This is a genomic window from gamma proteobacterium SS-5, assembly GCA_009497875.2.
Lineage (GTDB): Bacteria > Pseudomonadota > Gammaproteobacteria > Chromatiales > Chromatiaceae > Magnetovirga > Magnetovirga frankeli.
In genome coordinates this window covers 96,815-109,934 of the sequence record CP032508.2, presented here as the reverse complement: position 1 = coordinate 109,934, position 13,120 = coordinate 96,815, and the positions used below count along the sequence as shown (strand labels likewise).

The 13,120-nt window shown below is 63.7% G+C and carries 13 protein-coding genes; 7 read left to right on the top strand and 6 right to left on the bottom strand.

Annotated elements, in window-relative coordinates:
- Positions 1-5: 5 nt before the first annotated feature.
- The 4 genes from D5125_05845 to D5125_05830 all read left to right on the top strand — a co-directional run bounded on the left by D5125_05845 (position 6) and on the right by D5125_05830 (position 3,673).
- Positions 6-896, top strand: a complete 891-nt coding sequence (locus tag D5125_05845; protein ID QFY89038.1) for a sigma-54-dependent Fis family transcriptional regulator — start codon at positions 6-8, stop codon at positions 894-896.
- Positions 897-1,238: 342 nt separating this feature from the next.
- A complete protein-coding gene (locus D5125_05840; protein ID QFY89037.1) occupies positions 1,239-1,526 on the top strand; it encodes a heavy-metal-associated domain-containing protein in 288 nt (95 codons plus the stop codon).
- Positions 1,527-1,655: 129 nt separating this feature from the next.
- Positions 1,656-1,958: an STAS domain-containing protein gene (locus D5125_05835; GenBank protein ID QFY89036.1), complete on the top strand. Its 303-nt coding sequence runs from the start codon at positions 1,656-1,658 to the stop codon at positions 1,956-1,958.
- Entirely contained in the window at positions 1,955-3,673 is a 1,719-nt protein-coding gene (locus tag D5125_05830; GenBank protein ID QFY89035.2) for a fused response regulator/phosphatase, read from the top strand. The genes D5125_05835 and D5125_05830 overlap by 4 nt, the downstream gene beginning before the upstream one ends.
- Here D5125_05830 and D5125_05825 read toward each other — a convergent pair.
- Positions 3,658-4,680, bottom strand: a complete 1,023-nt coding sequence (locus D5125_05825) for a response regulator (GenBank protein QFY91067.1) — start codon at positions 4,678-4,680, stop codon at positions 3,658-3,660. The two genes, D5125_05830 and D5125_05825, sit on opposite strands and share 16 nt — an antisense overlap.
- Before the next feature lie 442 nt (positions 4,681-5,122).
- Here D5125_05825 and soxB point away from each other — a divergent pair, with 442 nt between their 5' ends.
- The 3 genes from soxB (at position 5,123) to D5125_05810 (ending at position 8,397) form a co-directional block, all read left to right on the top strand.
- Positions 5,123-6,886, top strand: a complete 1,764-nt coding sequence (soxB, locus tag D5125_05820; GenBank protein QFY89034.1) for a thiosulfohydrolase SoxB — start codon at positions 5,123-5,125, stop codon at positions 6,884-6,886.
- Between the two features lie 186 nt (positions 6,887-7,072).
- A complete protein-coding gene (apaG, locus tag D5125_05815) occupies positions 7,073-7,471 on the top strand; it encodes a Co2+/Mg2+ efflux protein ApaG (GenBank protein QFY89033.1) in 399 nt (132 codons plus the stop codon).
- Positions 7,472-7,560: 89 nt separating this feature from the next.
- Positions 7,561-8,397 carry a symmetrical bis(5'-nucleosyl)-tetraphosphatase gene (locus D5125_05810; GenBank protein ID QFY89032.1) on the top strand — a complete coding sequence of 279 codons (837 nt, stop codon included), beginning with the start codon at positions 7,561-7,563 and terminating at the stop codon, positions 8,395-8,397.
- A gap of 38 nt (positions 8,398-8,435) precedes the next feature.
- Here the strand turns inward: D5125_05810 and xerC are convergent, their stop codons facing one another.
- The 5 genes from xerC to lysA form a co-directional block, all read right to left on the bottom strand.
- Positions 8,436-9,419: a tyrosine recombinase XerC gene (gene xerC, locus D5125_05805; protein QFY89031.1), complete on the bottom strand. Its 984-nt coding sequence runs from the start codon at positions 9,417-9,419 to the stop codon at positions 8,436-8,438.
- 13 nt (positions 9,420-9,432) lie between these two features.
- Positions 9,433-10,110, bottom strand: a complete 678-nt coding sequence (locus D5125_05800) for a DUF484 family protein (protein QFY89030.2) — start codon at positions 10,108-10,110, stop codon at positions 9,433-9,435.
- Complete coding sequence (gene dapF, locus D5125_05795; protein QFY89029.1) at positions 10,107-10,937, bottom strand: diaminopimelate epimerase; 831 nt, start codon at positions 10,935-10,937, stop codon at positions 10,107-10,109. The genes D5125_05800 and dapF overlap by 4 nt, the downstream gene beginning before the upstream one ends.
- A gap of 281 nt (positions 10,938-11,218) precedes the next feature.
- On the bottom strand, positions 11,219-11,428 hold the full coding sequence (locus D5125_05790; GenBank protein ID QFY89028.1) for a hypothetical protein: 210 nt from the start codon (positions 11,426-11,428) through the stop codon (positions 11,219-11,221).
- Between the two features lie 352 nt (positions 11,429-11,780).
- The gene (gene lysA / locus D5125_05780) at positions 11,781-13,028 is read right to left on the bottom strand and encodes a diaminopimelate decarboxylase (protein QFY89026.1); all 1,248 of its coding nucleotides are present in this window, start codon (positions 13,026-13,028) and stop codon (positions 11,781-11,783) included.
- Positions 13,029-13,120: the final 92 nt, after the last annotated feature.

The following is a 13,120-nucleotide window of genomic DNA, read 5'->3' as shown; positions in this document are numbered from 1 at the left end:
TACAGATGAACAAACAACCCCATAAACAGCCGCCAGAGACCGAACTGGTAGGCAACTCGGCAGAGTTTCAGCGTGTATTGCAGGCCGCCCGGATGGTCGCCGCCACCGAGGCCTCGGTGCTCTTGCGCGGCCCCGACGGCTCCGGTCGCTGCCGCCTGGCCGGTGAGATCCACCGTTTGAGCACGCGCCGCAAGCAGGACCTGTTCAGCTTCAACTGCGCCATTCTCGACGACCTGCAGCCCTTGCTTGAGGGCGACGGCGGCAGCATTTTCCTGGGCGATGTGGATCAGCTGCCGCAGCCGTTACAGGCCGGCCTGCTGGCCTGGCTGGAGACCGGGCAGCTGGCCGGCAGGCCGCTGGATGCGCGCCTGATCGCCTCGGCCAGTGAGCAGATGCTGCAACGGGTCGAGCAGGGCCTGTTCCGCCAGGACCTCTACCACCGCCTCAACGTGGTGCCCCTGGAGGTGCCCCGGCTGAGCGAGCGAAACGGTGATATCCCCCTGTTGCTCAAGGCCTTTGTGCGAGAATTCGCGCGCCAGCACGGGCGCCGGGCACCGCAGTTCGGGGTCGGCGCGATGAACCTGCTCAAGGCCTATACCTGGCCCGGCAATGTGCGTGAATTGCGCAACTTTGCCGAGCGCATGGTGATCCTCCTGCCCGGTCAGCTGATCCAGCCGGAAGGCCTGCCGACGGAGATGAAGAGCCAGCCCGGCGCTGCCCGCGGCGGCCTGTTCCAGCTGCCCGAGGGCGGCATCGACCTGAACCAGCTGGAGGCCGATATCCTGCGCCAGGCCCTGCTCCAGGCCGGGGGCAATCGCAGCAAGGCGGCGCGCCTGTTGAAGATCTCCCGCGACACCTTTCTCTATCGCTTGCAGAAGTTTGCCGTGGATGTCTGAGACGGCCCCTTTAGAGTGACCGTGAACAGTATTGTCGCTGCCCCTTGCCTGGGGTTCCGAGCGCTGGCGCGGAGGTGCAAAATGCCGCTCCGCTGGTGGGAGGGAGGCCTTGCTGCGCGATACGGCGGCTTCAGGTCGGCCGCCCCAGCTGGCCACCCCGGAATTCGTTGCACCTGATCCGGGCCACAGGGGCTGCCGAGTCCCGAGGTAGTCAGGAGCTGTTTCAGGTTCCGGGATGATGCCGCCCGCTCCATGTCCGTTAGGTTGACCGGTCATAGTTGATCAAGGCTCTGGGTTTTGGTCTATACTCAGGCTCAGAATCATTCGCAAGAGGGCAAGACGATGAGCTTCAGCGTTTCTGTAGAGAACATCAAATGCAATGGCTGCGCCACCAGCATCCGCAACAAGCTGGCAGAGCATGAGGGGGTGCGCGCGGTGGAGGTGGATGTCGCCGAGGGCCGGGTCAGCATCGATGCCGATGAGGCCAGCCGCAACGACCTGGTGGCCGCGCTGGCCCACATGGGCTATCCCGAGGTCGGCTCGGTGGAGGGCTTCAAGGCCGCCACCAGCAAGGCCAAGTCCTTTGTCAGCTGCGCCGTGGGCCGGATTGACAACATGACCCACGGCTGAAACGACGCCCAGGCCCCATCCACCGGGCCAGGCCATGTCGCAATAGGTTTTCCACGCCAATCCCGCCGGGGCCTTGGGTCCTTGTGGTGGCGGTCTGCGGCAGATACATCCAGCAATCGAGGAAGGTCCATGACGGCCAGCATCAAGTCCGTGGTCAACGGCGATACAACAACCTTGTCAATCAAAGGGGATTTCAGGTTCGACCTGTACAGCGAGTTTCGCGCCGCGCTGGAGTCGCTGGACCCCAAGACCAGGTTGGTGCTGGACCTGGGCGAGGTCAGCTCGATGGATAGCTCCGCCATGGGCATGCTGCTGAACATGAAGCAGACCCTGGGCAGCGCCGATCGTGAGATCCGTCTGATTCGGGTGCCGGACAATATCCTCAAGCTGCTGCTCATGGCCCGCTTCGACAGGAAGTTCGAGATCCTTTGAACCCTCTGTCAATGGATGCCTCTCCCCCACAATGGCGCATCCTGGTGGTCGATGACGTGGCCGCCAACCGCACCCTGCTGAAACGCTACCTGCTGGGCAAGGGCTACTGGGTGGACGAGGCGGATTCCGGCCAGGCGGCGCTGGACCTCAATGCCCGAACGGCCTATGACCTGATCCTGATGGACATCATGATGGAAGGCATGAACGGCAAGGAGGCAACGCGGCAGATCCGCCAAAGCCGCAATGATCGCCACCTGCACCTGCCCATCATCTACGTCACCGCGCTGAATTCCCAACAGGCCTTTGTCGAGGCCCTGGCCGCCGGCGGCGATGACTTCATCAGCAAGCCGATCAGCTTCCCGGTGCTGGAGGCCAAGATCAACGCCCACCTGCGCATCCGCTCCCTGTACCAACAGCTGGAGCAGACCAATGCCGATCTGGACCGCTTCAATCACTACCTCAGACACGAACGCCGTCTGGTGCAGCACCTGCTGAAAGACGCCTATCGGCGCAACTACAAGCCGGGCTGCTGCGTGCGTGACCACATCGCCCCGGTGAGCGGCTTCAATGGCGACCTACTGCTCAGTGACCTGGGTCCGGGCGGGCTGTTTTATCTCATGCTGGGCGATTTCACCGGCCACGGCCTGGTGGCTGCGGTGGGCACCTTCCCGGTCAAACAGAGCTTCTTCCAGCTCAGCGAGGCGGGTGCCTCGCTGAGTGACATGGCGCGCGAGATCAACAACCACTTGCGCGAGTTCCTGCCGCCGGACATCTTCTGCGCCGCCATCCTGTTGCAGCTGGACCTGCACCGCGGCCGTCTGAGCCTGTGGAGCGGGGCCATGCCCGATGCCTATCTGTTCAGCCCCGCAGGGGATCTGTTGCGCCAGCTACCGTCCCGCCACATGCCCCTGGGGGTGCTGGAGGAAGACGAATTCGACGCCACCATGGAGGTGCTGGAGATCCCCCTCGATGCCCACCTCTATCTGCATACCGACGGCCTGACCGAGATGACCAACGCGGCCGGCGAGGAGTTTGGTCCGCAGCGCCTGCAAAGGCTGTTGAGCCAGCCCCAGGCGGGCCGCTTCGAGCAGGTGATCGAGGCCTTTTCCGGCTACCGCCAGGGCCTGGAGCAGGAGGACGACATCATCCTGGTGGAGCTGGACCTGGCCCCGGTGTGCGATATCCTGAAGGCCCCGGACAGGCCCCAGGAGCGCCCGCCCCAGGCACCCCTGATGCCCTTCCGCCTGGAGCTGGAGCTGGGCGCGGAGGATATCCGCAGGCTCGACCCGAGCGGCCTGTGCAGCGCCATGCTGGCCCAGCAACCCGGCCTGCGGCCGCACCAGGACATGATCCACAGCCTGCTTGCGGCGCTCTACAGCAACGCCCTGGAGCACAGCCTGCTGGGCCTGGATGCGGTGGACCGGAACGATCCCCAGGCCATGCTGGGGTACTACCAGCAACGCCAGGAGCGGCTGCAGGGGCTGGAGCAGGCGCGTATCCAGCTCAGCCTTGCCCTGTCCCGCGATGCCCAGGGCTGGCTGCTGGAAATAGGCCTGCAGGATAATGGTCGTGGCTTTGCCGCCGAGGCCTCTCCGCACCAGCCGGTTCAGGAGGCCTGCGGCACTGGCGGTCTGGCCCTGTTGCAGCGTTTTTGCGAACGGCTGGAATACGCCGACCATGGCCGCCAGGCGCGTCTGTTCTACCGGTTGGCCTGAAGCCGCTGCATGGGGTTGTCGTAATCCACCGGCGGGTCGGGGTGGACGCTGCGGATGGTGGAGAAGATGGGCAGCAGGTCGTCCAGATGACGCGTCAGTTGCGGGTCAAACTGGCTGCCGGAGCCCTCGTGAATCACCCTCACCGCCTGCTCCACCGGCCAGGCCTTCTTATAGGGGCGGTCTGAGGTGAGGGCGTCATAGACATCGGCAATGGCGGTGATGCGCGCCAGCAGGGGTATCTGCTCGCGCTTCAGGCCATGGGGGTAGCCCTGGCCATCCCAGCGCTCGTGGTGGTAGAGGGCGATCTCCCGCGCGGCCTGCATCAGCTCGGAATCCCCGCTGGCCAGGATGTCAGCGCCTATGGTGGTATGGGTCTGCATGATCGCCCATTCATCGGCGTTCAGCTTGCCCGGCTTGAGCAGGATTTGGTCGGGGATGCCGATCTTGCCCACGTCGTGCATGGGGCTGGCGTAGAGCACCAGGTTGCACTCGTCCGGGCTCAGCCCGGCGGCCTGGGCGATGGCCGCCGCCATCTGGCTCATGCGGATGATGTGCATGCCCGTCTCGTTATCCCGGAACTCCGCCGCCCGGCCCAGCTGGCGGATCACCTGCAGGCGGGTCTCGGTCAGCTCTCGGGTGCGCTCCTCTACTCTTTGCTCCAGGTTCTCCTTCTCCCGTAACAGGGCCTTCTGATAGAGGTGGTTCTCCACCAGGTTGCGCGTGCGGGCAAGCAGTTCCAGGCGCTCGAAGGGCTTGGTGAGAAAATCGCGGGCACCGCCCTGCAGGGCGCGGATGCAGTATTGGTGGTCATTGAGCGCCGTAAGTACCAGGATCGGCGGCTTGTGCGCCAGGTCCGATTCGGCGATCAACTGCATCACCTCGAAGCCATCCAGGTAGGGCATGGTCAGGTCCAGGATCACCAGATCGATGGTCTCATCCAGCAGGGACATGACCTGACGGGAATCCGTGGTGCTGACCTGATTGTGGTAGCCGCCGCTGGCAAGCATGCGCTGCAGCAACAGGATATTGGCCCGCTCATCATCCACCAGCAGGAGCTTGCAGTTTGCTTTGTCGATGTCTGTGCTGTCCAAGATCGGCTCTCTGTGGCGCTGCGCGAATACTCTCGGCAAGATGAGGTGGCGATAGGGCCTGTCCTTGAGGTAAGACCCGCTCAGGCAGGCCGCTACCCTTGGCCTGATAGGCCGTTCACTGAGCACGGCACCGTCCTGGGTTTGTCCCTAAGCCTGTCAAAGGGCCGAGGTGAGCGGCCTGAGTGGGCAGTATTGAGGGCTCAATGCGGCCCAGACTTTCTCCTGACTTTCCATGAAATCTATCAAATTCCGCTACCCAAGGCCAGCAGTGCTGATCGGCCAATGCCCAGGGGGGACTTTTTTATTCATCTGTTTTATGATCCTATCAGTAAACCAATCCAGAAGAAGAGAGCACATCATGAGCCTATCCCGACGCGAATTCATCCGTACCCTGGCCCTGGCCGGTGCCGCAGGCATGTTCCCCGGTTCCCTGCTGGCCAATCGCCAGGCCCCGGCGGACCTGTATCAGCTACCCAGCTTCGGCAATCTGCGCCTGCTGCACTTCACCGATACCCACGCCCAGCTGATGCCCATCTACTTCCGTGAGCCCAGCGTTAATCTGGGCCTGGGCGATGCCTATGGCCGCCCACCGCATCGGGTGGGCCAGGCCCTGCTGGAGCGCTTCAACATCCCCGAGGGTGGTCGTCTGGCCCATGCCTTCACCTACCTGGATTTTGCAACGGCCGCCGAGCAATACGGCAAGGTTGGCGGCTTTGCCCACCTGAAGACCCTGACCGACAGACTGCGCGCCGAATTCGGCCCGGACAAAACCTTGCTGATGGATGGCGGCGATACCTGGCAGGGCTCGGGCACCTCGCTCAAGACCCGGGGCAGGGACATGGTGGGTGCCTGTAACCTGCTCGGCGTAGATGTGATGACCGGGCACTGGGAGTTCACCTATCAGGACGATGAGATCATCCAGAATGTTAACGAATTCAAGGGTGATTTCATCTGTCAGAACGTCAAGGTGCGGGAAGACGCCCTGTTCGATTACCGCTTCACCGATTTCGACGGCTTCAACGAGGACTCAGGTCACGCCTTCAAGCCCTATGTGATGAAGGATCTCGGCGGGGTTCGGGTGGCCGTGGTGGGCCAGGCCTTCCCCTACACCCCAATCGCCAACCCGCAGCGCTTCATCCCCGATTGGACCTTTGGCATCAACGACGATGCCATGCAGAAGCTGGTGGATCAAGTACGCGCCAAGGAGCGGCCGGACCTGCTGGTGGTGCTGTCCCACAACGGCATGGATGTGGACCTGAAGATGGCCTCGGTGGTCAGTGGCATAGACGTCATCTTTGGCGGCCACACCCACGATGGCGTGCCCGGCGCTATGGAAATCGCCAACCCCGGTGGCAAGACCCTGGTGACCAACGCCGGCTCCAACGGCAAGTTCCTCGGCGTGATGGACATGGACGTGCGCAACGGCAAGGTGCAGGGCTTCAAATACCGCCTGCTGCCGATCTTCTCCAACCTGATCGAGGCCGATGCCGAGATGGCCGCCTACATCGAGCAGGTGCGCCAGCCGCACCTGGCCTGGCTCAACGAGGAGCTGGCGGTGGCCGACCAGCTGCTCTACCGCCGCGGCAACTTCAACGGCACCTTCGACCAGCTCATCTGCGATGCCCTGCGCCAGCAGAACGACGCCCAGGTCTCCCTCTCACCGGGTTTCCGCTGGGGCACCACGGTGCTGCCGGGCCAAAGCATCAGCATGGAAAACGTGCTGGATCAGACCTGCATGACCTACCCCGAGACCTACCGTCGGGAGATGAAGGGGGCCGAGATCAAGCTGATCCTGGAGGACGTCTGCGACAACCTGTTCAACCCCGACCCCTATTATCAGCAGGGCGGCGACATGGTCCGCGTCGGCGGGCTGGACTACGTCTGCGACCCCACCGCCAAGATGGGTCAGCGCATCCAGGATATGGTGCTGGATAACGGCGACAAGGTGCAGGCAGACAAGAACTATGTGGTGGCCGGCTGGGCCACGGTGGGCGCTCAATCCCCCGGCGCGCCGGTGTGGGATCAGGTGGCCGACTACCTGCGCGAGCGCAAATCGGCCCAGCTGGACAAGATCAACACGCCCAAACTGGTCAATGTCGCGGGCAATCCCGGTCTTGCCTGAGGATCATGGGGCGTCTCTTGGTCGCTTCGGGGCTCGGGCTCGGGAGTTGCCACGGATGTTTCACACTCGGGTTGTCGCCGCTTGCTTGCCCCGTCGGCAGGCCCTTGCCATCTGGTGTCGGCCTTGCTGCTTGGGGGCAGGCATGGTCTAATCTGACCCCCATTGGCCATAGACGCTGTATTGAGCATGAGTGAAGAAGACCTGGACGAAGACCGCCTGTATCAGATTCAGATCGATGTCTATACCCGCTATCTGGATGAGCAATCCTCGCCGGAGGATAATCGCTATGTCTTCTCCTACACCATCACCATCAGCAACCAGAGCGAATACCCGGCCAAGCTGGTCAATCGCCACTGGCTGATCACCGATGCCGAGGGTGGGGTGGAAGAGGTGCGTGGCCGGGGCGTGGTGGGCGAGCAGCCCTATCTGGGGCCGGGCGAGCAGTTTCAGTACACCAGCGGCACCATCCTCAAGACCCCGGTGGGCAGCATGGAAGGCAGCTACGGCATGGTCACCGACGAGGGTGTGGAGTTCGAGGCCGTGATCCCCCCCTTTTCTCTGGCGGTGCCCAGGATCCTGCATTGATTTCCCGCAACCCGAGCCCCGCGCCGCACAGGGCCCAGAAATCCCGCTGCCTGCTGGCCTGGCCCGCCCCAAGCATCCTGGGTTGAGCCATGGCGGTTTACGCCATTGGTGATATTCAGGGTTGCTACGACGACCTGCAACGGCTGCTGCAACGCATCGACTTCGATGACCGGCGCGACCAACTCTGGTTTGCCGGTGACCTGGTCAATCGTGGCCCCAAGTCCCTGCAAACCCTGCGCTTTGTACAGGCGCTCGGGCCCGCCGCCCTGACCGTGCTGGGCAACCACGACCTGCACCTGCTGGCCGCCTTCAACGGCAACCGCAAGCGCCTCAAGGAGGACGGCCTCAAGGCCATCCTCAAGGCCAAGGACAGCGATGAACTCTGTGGCTGGCTGCAATCCCAACCCCTGCTGCACCGGGACCGGCAGCTGGGCTTCTGCCTGATCCACGCCGGCCTGCCGCCGCAGTGGGACATCGACCTGGCCTGCCAGTGCGCCCGAGAGGTGGAGGCGGTGCTGCAAGGGCGTGAGGCGAAGGCCTATTTCCAGGACATGTACGGCAACGAGCCGAGGCAGTGGAAGGCAGGCCTCAGGGGCATGGAGCGTTATCGCTTCATTACCAACTGTCTTACCCGTATGCGCTATTGCGATTTTCGCGGCCGCCTGGCGCTGAAGGAGAAGGGCAAGCCCGGCAGCCAGCGTATCGGCTACTACCCCTGGTTCAAGATGCCCGACCGCAGGACCCGCCAGCAGCGCATCGTCTTCGGCCACTGGTCCACCCTGGGCTACCTCAATCAGCACAACGTCTGGGCGATTGACTCGGGCTGTCTCTGGGGCGGACATCTCACCGCCCTGAGGCTGGACGGCGAGGCACCCGAACCCATCTTTCAACCCTGCCCAGGGATACTCAAGCCCAAGGGCAAGTAGAAGGCTCGGGACGCTTTGCGCTCCAAGGGCACTGAATCTCAATCCTCTGTCCCCTGTCCCCTGTCCTCTGTCTTCTGTCCTCTGTCTTCTGTCCCCTGTCCTCTGTCCTCTGTCCTCTGTCCCCTGTCCCCTGTCCTCTGTTTCGCCCTCGGATGGGCCCGGTCATACACCTCGGCCAGGTGCTGGAAGTCCAGGTGGGTGTAGATCTGGGTGGTGCCGATGTCGGCGTGACCGAGCAGTTCCTGTACCCCGCGCAGGTCACCGGAGGACTCCAGCAGGTGGCTGGCGAAGGAGTGGCGCAGCAGATGGGGGTGGATGGGGCGTGCCGTGCCGGTGCGGATGCCCTGCTGGCGCAGGCGTTTCTGCATACCCCGGTTGCCCAGGCGGCCGCCCCGGTGGTTGACGAACAGGGCCGGTTCGCCCGCCGGGGCCAGCTGGGGGCGTACCTGCAGCCACAGCTCCAGGGCCTCATGTGCCTTGCCGCCGATGGGCACCTGACGGGTCTTGCCGCCCTTGCCGGTGAGGCGGAGCAGTTCACCGGCGGCGGGCAGGTCGGCAAGATTCAGCCCGGCCAGCTCGGACAGGCGCAGGCCGGAGGAATAGAACAGCTCCAGGATGGCGCGATCGCGGCGGCTCAGGGGGTCTTCGCCCGCCACGCCATCGAGCAGGGCACCCAGCTGGTCGGCATCGAGGTGGTCCGGCAGGCGGCGCTCGCTCTTGGGGGCGCGCACCCCGTCGGCCGGGTTGTTCTGCACCAGGCCCTCGCGCAGCAGGTAGCGAAACAGGGCGCGGATGGCCGAGAGCTGGCGCTGGATGCTCTTGCCGCCGATCTGCTGGCGGTGGCGCTGGGCAATGAAGGCCCGCACCAGATGGGGGTTGAGCTGCGACCACTGGGCTATGGGCTGGGGCTCAAGCCAGTCGAGCAGCTGGCCCAGATCACGCCGGTAGGCCTCCAGGCTGTGGGGGGATAGCCGCCGCTCGTATTTAAGATAGGCGAGAAAGGCCTCCAGCTGCGCTTGCATTGGCGTTTGGGGATCAGAGCCCAGGCAGGGAGACCCGGCGCAACAGCTGGCTGAGCAGCTCGGCCAGGCGGCTGAGAAACAGGGTGCCCTTGTTGGCGCTGAAGCGCTCCGGGTCGCGGCTGCCGATGGCCAGGATGCCACTGCTGCGCTCATTGTGCAGGGGGATGATGGCGGTGGACTGCACGCTCTCGGCCAGGGGGCCGAAGATGAAGGCCATCTGCTCGGGGTCGAGCTGGCCGCAGGCGGGCTTGCCGGCCTCAAGGAAATCACGGATCTGGCGCAGCACCCGCACATCCGGGCCGGTCTGGCAGTCCAGATCGGCGCTGGAGAACAGCTTTAACTCCACCGCATCGGCCTGAAACTGGTCATACAGCTCATCCTGCAGCAGGCTGATCAGCTCATCGAAGGTATCCGCCCCGCACAGGGCCAGGCTGAAGCGGTGCATACGATCACCCAGCAGCTCGTTCTCCCGCGCAATGGCCACCAGTTCGGTGATCTTGTGCGAGCAGCTATCCAGCTGCTGGCGCAGCACCTTGACCTGACGCTCCACCAGGGACACGGCCTCGCCGCTCGGGTGGGGGACGCTGAGCAGGGCCAGCAGATCCTCGTGCAGGATGAAGAAATCCGGATTTTTTTGCAGGTAATCTATGACCAGTTCGCAGGGGTCATCATTGGCGCTGGGTTGGCTCACAGGGGCATGGCTCCTCGAAATACAGGGGTGGCGGGACCGGTCATCCATACCGGCTCGGCATTGCCCTGCCAGCTTATCATAAGATCACCGCCGGGCAGGCTCACTCGCACCGGGCTGTCCAGCAGGCCCCAGCGTATTCCCACCACGGCGGCGGCGCAGGCGCCGGTGCCGCAGGCCAGGGTCTCGCCGGCCCCGCGCTCATACACGCGCAGGCCGATGTGCTGGCGGTCGTGGCGCTGCATAAAGCCCACGTTGACCCGCTGCGCAAAGCGCCTGTGGCCCTCGATCAGCGGTCCCAGCCGCTCCACCTCGGCCTGGGCCAGGTCCGCCACGCGCAGCACCGCATGGGGGTTGCCCAGGGACAGGGCACCGATCATCAGCCGCTCGCCATCCACCTCCAGTTCATAGACCTCGCTCTCGGCGGCGGCCTGAAAGGGGATTCCGGCCGGGGCGAAACGCGGCGCGCCCATGTTTACCCGTACCTGGCCATCGTCTTGCAGGTACAGGCGGATCGGCCCGGCGGCGGTGCCCACGTCGATCACATCCTTGTCGGTCAGGCCCTGGTCGCGCACAAAGCGGGCAAAGCAGCGGGCACCGTTGCCGCACTGCTCCACCTCGCCGCCATCGGCGTTGAAGATGCGGTAATGAAAATCCGTGCCGGGCAGGCGCGCAGGCTCCACCAGCAACAGCTGGTCGCAACCCACGCCAAAATGGCGGTCGGCGATGTGGCGGATCTGCGCCGCGCCCAGGTGGATGGGCCGCTGGGTGGCGTCAATCACCACAAAGTCATTGCCCAGGCCCTGCATCTTGCAAAATTCGAGGTTCATGGGGAGCTGTCAGCCTTCAGCGGCCAGAGGTGAGGGGCCAGTATGTGGCCCGCTCCATGTCCGTTAGGGCAAAATTGAAACATTGATCCTAAAAAGAGCATTTGGCCACAGAGCCACAGAGTACACAGAGAAAAATCAATGTGTTGGAAAGCGAACACTCAACACCTTCTAGGTGAGCCCGGTCTGATAGGTAACTCATTGAAACAACTCTGTGATCTCGGCTTTGGCTCCAGGCTTCGCTCTACCTCCTCCGTCCCTGGAGTCGTCTGTGTCTCTGTGGCTTAACTGAGGAATATAGGTTGATTGGCAGGCATTGGCAGTTGCAGGCGTCCGCGCTTGTGCGCCAGGGCCAATTCATAACAAGAGACCGGTGATACGCCTACGCGCTGGGACACAGTTATGGCTTTCAGCATCGTCTCGGAAAGTCGCTCATGCTCCAGGTTGATCCACCAGAACCACACATGACTATCGAGCAGAATCAGGTCAGACATGCCCAGTCTTCTTCATCAACCAGGGGGGCGAGCAGGTCGCCCTGGGTTTTCCCCTTGCCGGCAATGCTCGGGTGTGGTTGGCGTCGAGGCGGGGTTGACCTGGCTGCCGGGGCTTGGGTTTCCAGTAAAATCACCCTGACCTGTCGATCCTCCCATTGCTGCAACTCTGCGGGTAGCCTGATCATGCTATCGTGGATCTCTGCGTCAAATTCTATGGCTTGCATCCTGGCACCTCTTTTGGGTCAGTGGGTTGTGGATCTGGCTGTGACGGCTTGTCCTGTCATGGCAGCCCTTTCTACCTTCGGCTGGTTCAGGGCAGTGCTCCATCCGGGCTTATGTGGCTGACCGCTGTTCACAACAACACCGACTCCAGGGCGTAGAGGTCCTCGATGCTCTCGCGGCGGCGTACCAGGTGGCTGTAGCTGCCGTCCACCATGACCTCGGCGGCGCGGGGGCGCGAGTTGTAGTTGGAACTCATGCTGAAGCCGTAGGCACCGCTGGTGCGCACCGCCAGCAGGTCGCCCGGTTGCAGGCTCAGGCGGCGGCCCTTGCCGAGGAAGTCGCCGGTCTCGCACACCGGGCCGACCACGTCATACACCTGCTCCTCCCCCAGCCGACGCCGGTCCACCGGGATGATGCCCTGGGTGGCCTGATACAGGGCCGGGCGCATGAGGTCGTTCATCGCCGCATCGACGATGGCAAAGTGCTTGTACTCGGCGTTTTTCAGGTATTCCACCCGGGTCAGCAGTAGGCCGGCATTGGCGGCGATGGCCCGGCCCGGCTCGATGAGTATTTCATAGGGCAGGTTGAGCAGGCGGTTGCCGATCTGCGCGGCGTAGTCGGCCGGCTCCGGCGGGTCTTCATCCACATAGCGCACCCCCAGGCCGCCGCCCAGGTCCAGGTGCTTAAGCTCGATGCCGTCCTCCCTGAGCTGCGCCACCAGGGTCAGTACCCGCTCCAGGGCATCGATGAAGGGGGTCAGGCCGGTGAGCTGGGAGCCGATGTGGCAGTCTATGCCCAGTATCTGAATGTGACTCAGCTCGGCGGCACGGGCATAGACGGCGCGGGCGCGGTTGATGTCGATGCCGAACTTGTTTTCCCTCAGGCCGGTGGAGATGTAGGGGTGGGTCTGGGCATCCACGTCCGGGTTGACGCGGATGGATACGGGCGCTTGCAGTCCCATGTCGGCGGCGACTTGATCGAGCAGCTCCAGTTCCGGCTCGGATTCGATATTGAAGCAGCGGATGCCCAACTCCAGGGCGCGTTGCATCTCATCGGCGCGCTTGCCGACGCCGGAGAACACCACCTTGGCCGGATCGCCACCGGCCACCCGTACCCGCTCCAGCTCCCCCACCGAGACGATGTCAAAGCCCGACCCCAGGCGTGCCAGCACATTGAGCACGGCCAGGTTGGAGTTGGCCTTGACCGCGTAGCAGATCAGATGCGGGTGATTGGCCAGGGCACGGTCAAAGGCCCGCCAGTGGCGCTCCAGTGTGGCGCGGGAATAGACGTAGCAGGGGGTGCCGAAGCGTTCGGCGATATCGGCCAGGGGGATCTCTTCGGCAAACAGGCGATCATCGCGGTAGTTGAAGTGGTCCATGTCAGTCCCGTTGGCTGGATGGAGTCTGTGGCTGATCGGGCAGGGTAAGCTCGCCCTTCTGACCGCAGCCGCCGAGGATCAGGGCCAGCAGG

What these genes read in the sequence shown, in the direction of transcription:
- D5125_05845 (QFY89038.1), top strand. Translation starts at nt 6, where the DNA reads ATGAACAAACAACCCCATAAACAGCCGCCAGAGACCGAACTGGTAGGC.
- D5125_05840 (QFY89037.1), top strand. Translation starts at nt 1,239, where the DNA reads ATGAGCTTCAGCGTTTCTGTAGAGAACATCAAATGCAATGGCTGCGCC.
- D5125_05835 (QFY89036.1), top strand. Translation starts at nt 1,656, where the DNA reads ATGACGGCCAGCATCAAGTCCGTGGTCAACGGCGATACAACAACCTTG.
- D5125_05825 (QFY91067.1), bottom strand. Translation starts at nt 4,680, where the DNA reads ATGCTTGCCAGCGGCGGCTACCACAATCAGGTCAGCACCACGGATTCC.
- soxB (QFY89034.1), top strand. Translation starts at nt 5,123, where the DNA reads ATGAGCCTATCCCGACGCGAATTCATCCGTACCCTGGCCCTGGCCGGT.
- apaG (QFY89033.1), top strand. Translation starts at nt 7,073, where the DNA reads ATGAGTGAAGAAGACCTGGACGAAGACCGCCTGTATCAGATTCAGATC.
- D5125_05810 (QFY89032.1), top strand. Translation starts at nt 7,561, where the DNA reads ATGGCGGTTTACGCCATTGGTGATATTCAGGGTTGCTACGACGACCTG.
- xerC (QFY89031.1), bottom strand. Translation starts at nt 9,419, where the DNA reads ATGCAAGCGCAGCTGGAGGCCTTTCTCGCCTATCTTAAATACGAGCGG.
- dapF (QFY89029.1), bottom strand. Translation starts at nt 10,937, where the DNA reads ATGAACCTCGAATTTTGCAAGATGCAGGGCCTGGGCAATGACTTTGTG.
- D5125_05790 (QFY89028.1), bottom strand. Translation starts at nt 11,428, where the DNA reads ATGTCTGACCTGATTCTGCTCGATAGTCATGTGTGGTTCTGGTGGATC.
- lysA (QFY89026.1), bottom strand. Translation starts at nt 13,028, where the DNA reads ATGGACCACTTCAACTACCGCGATGATCGCCTGTTTGCCGAAGAGATC.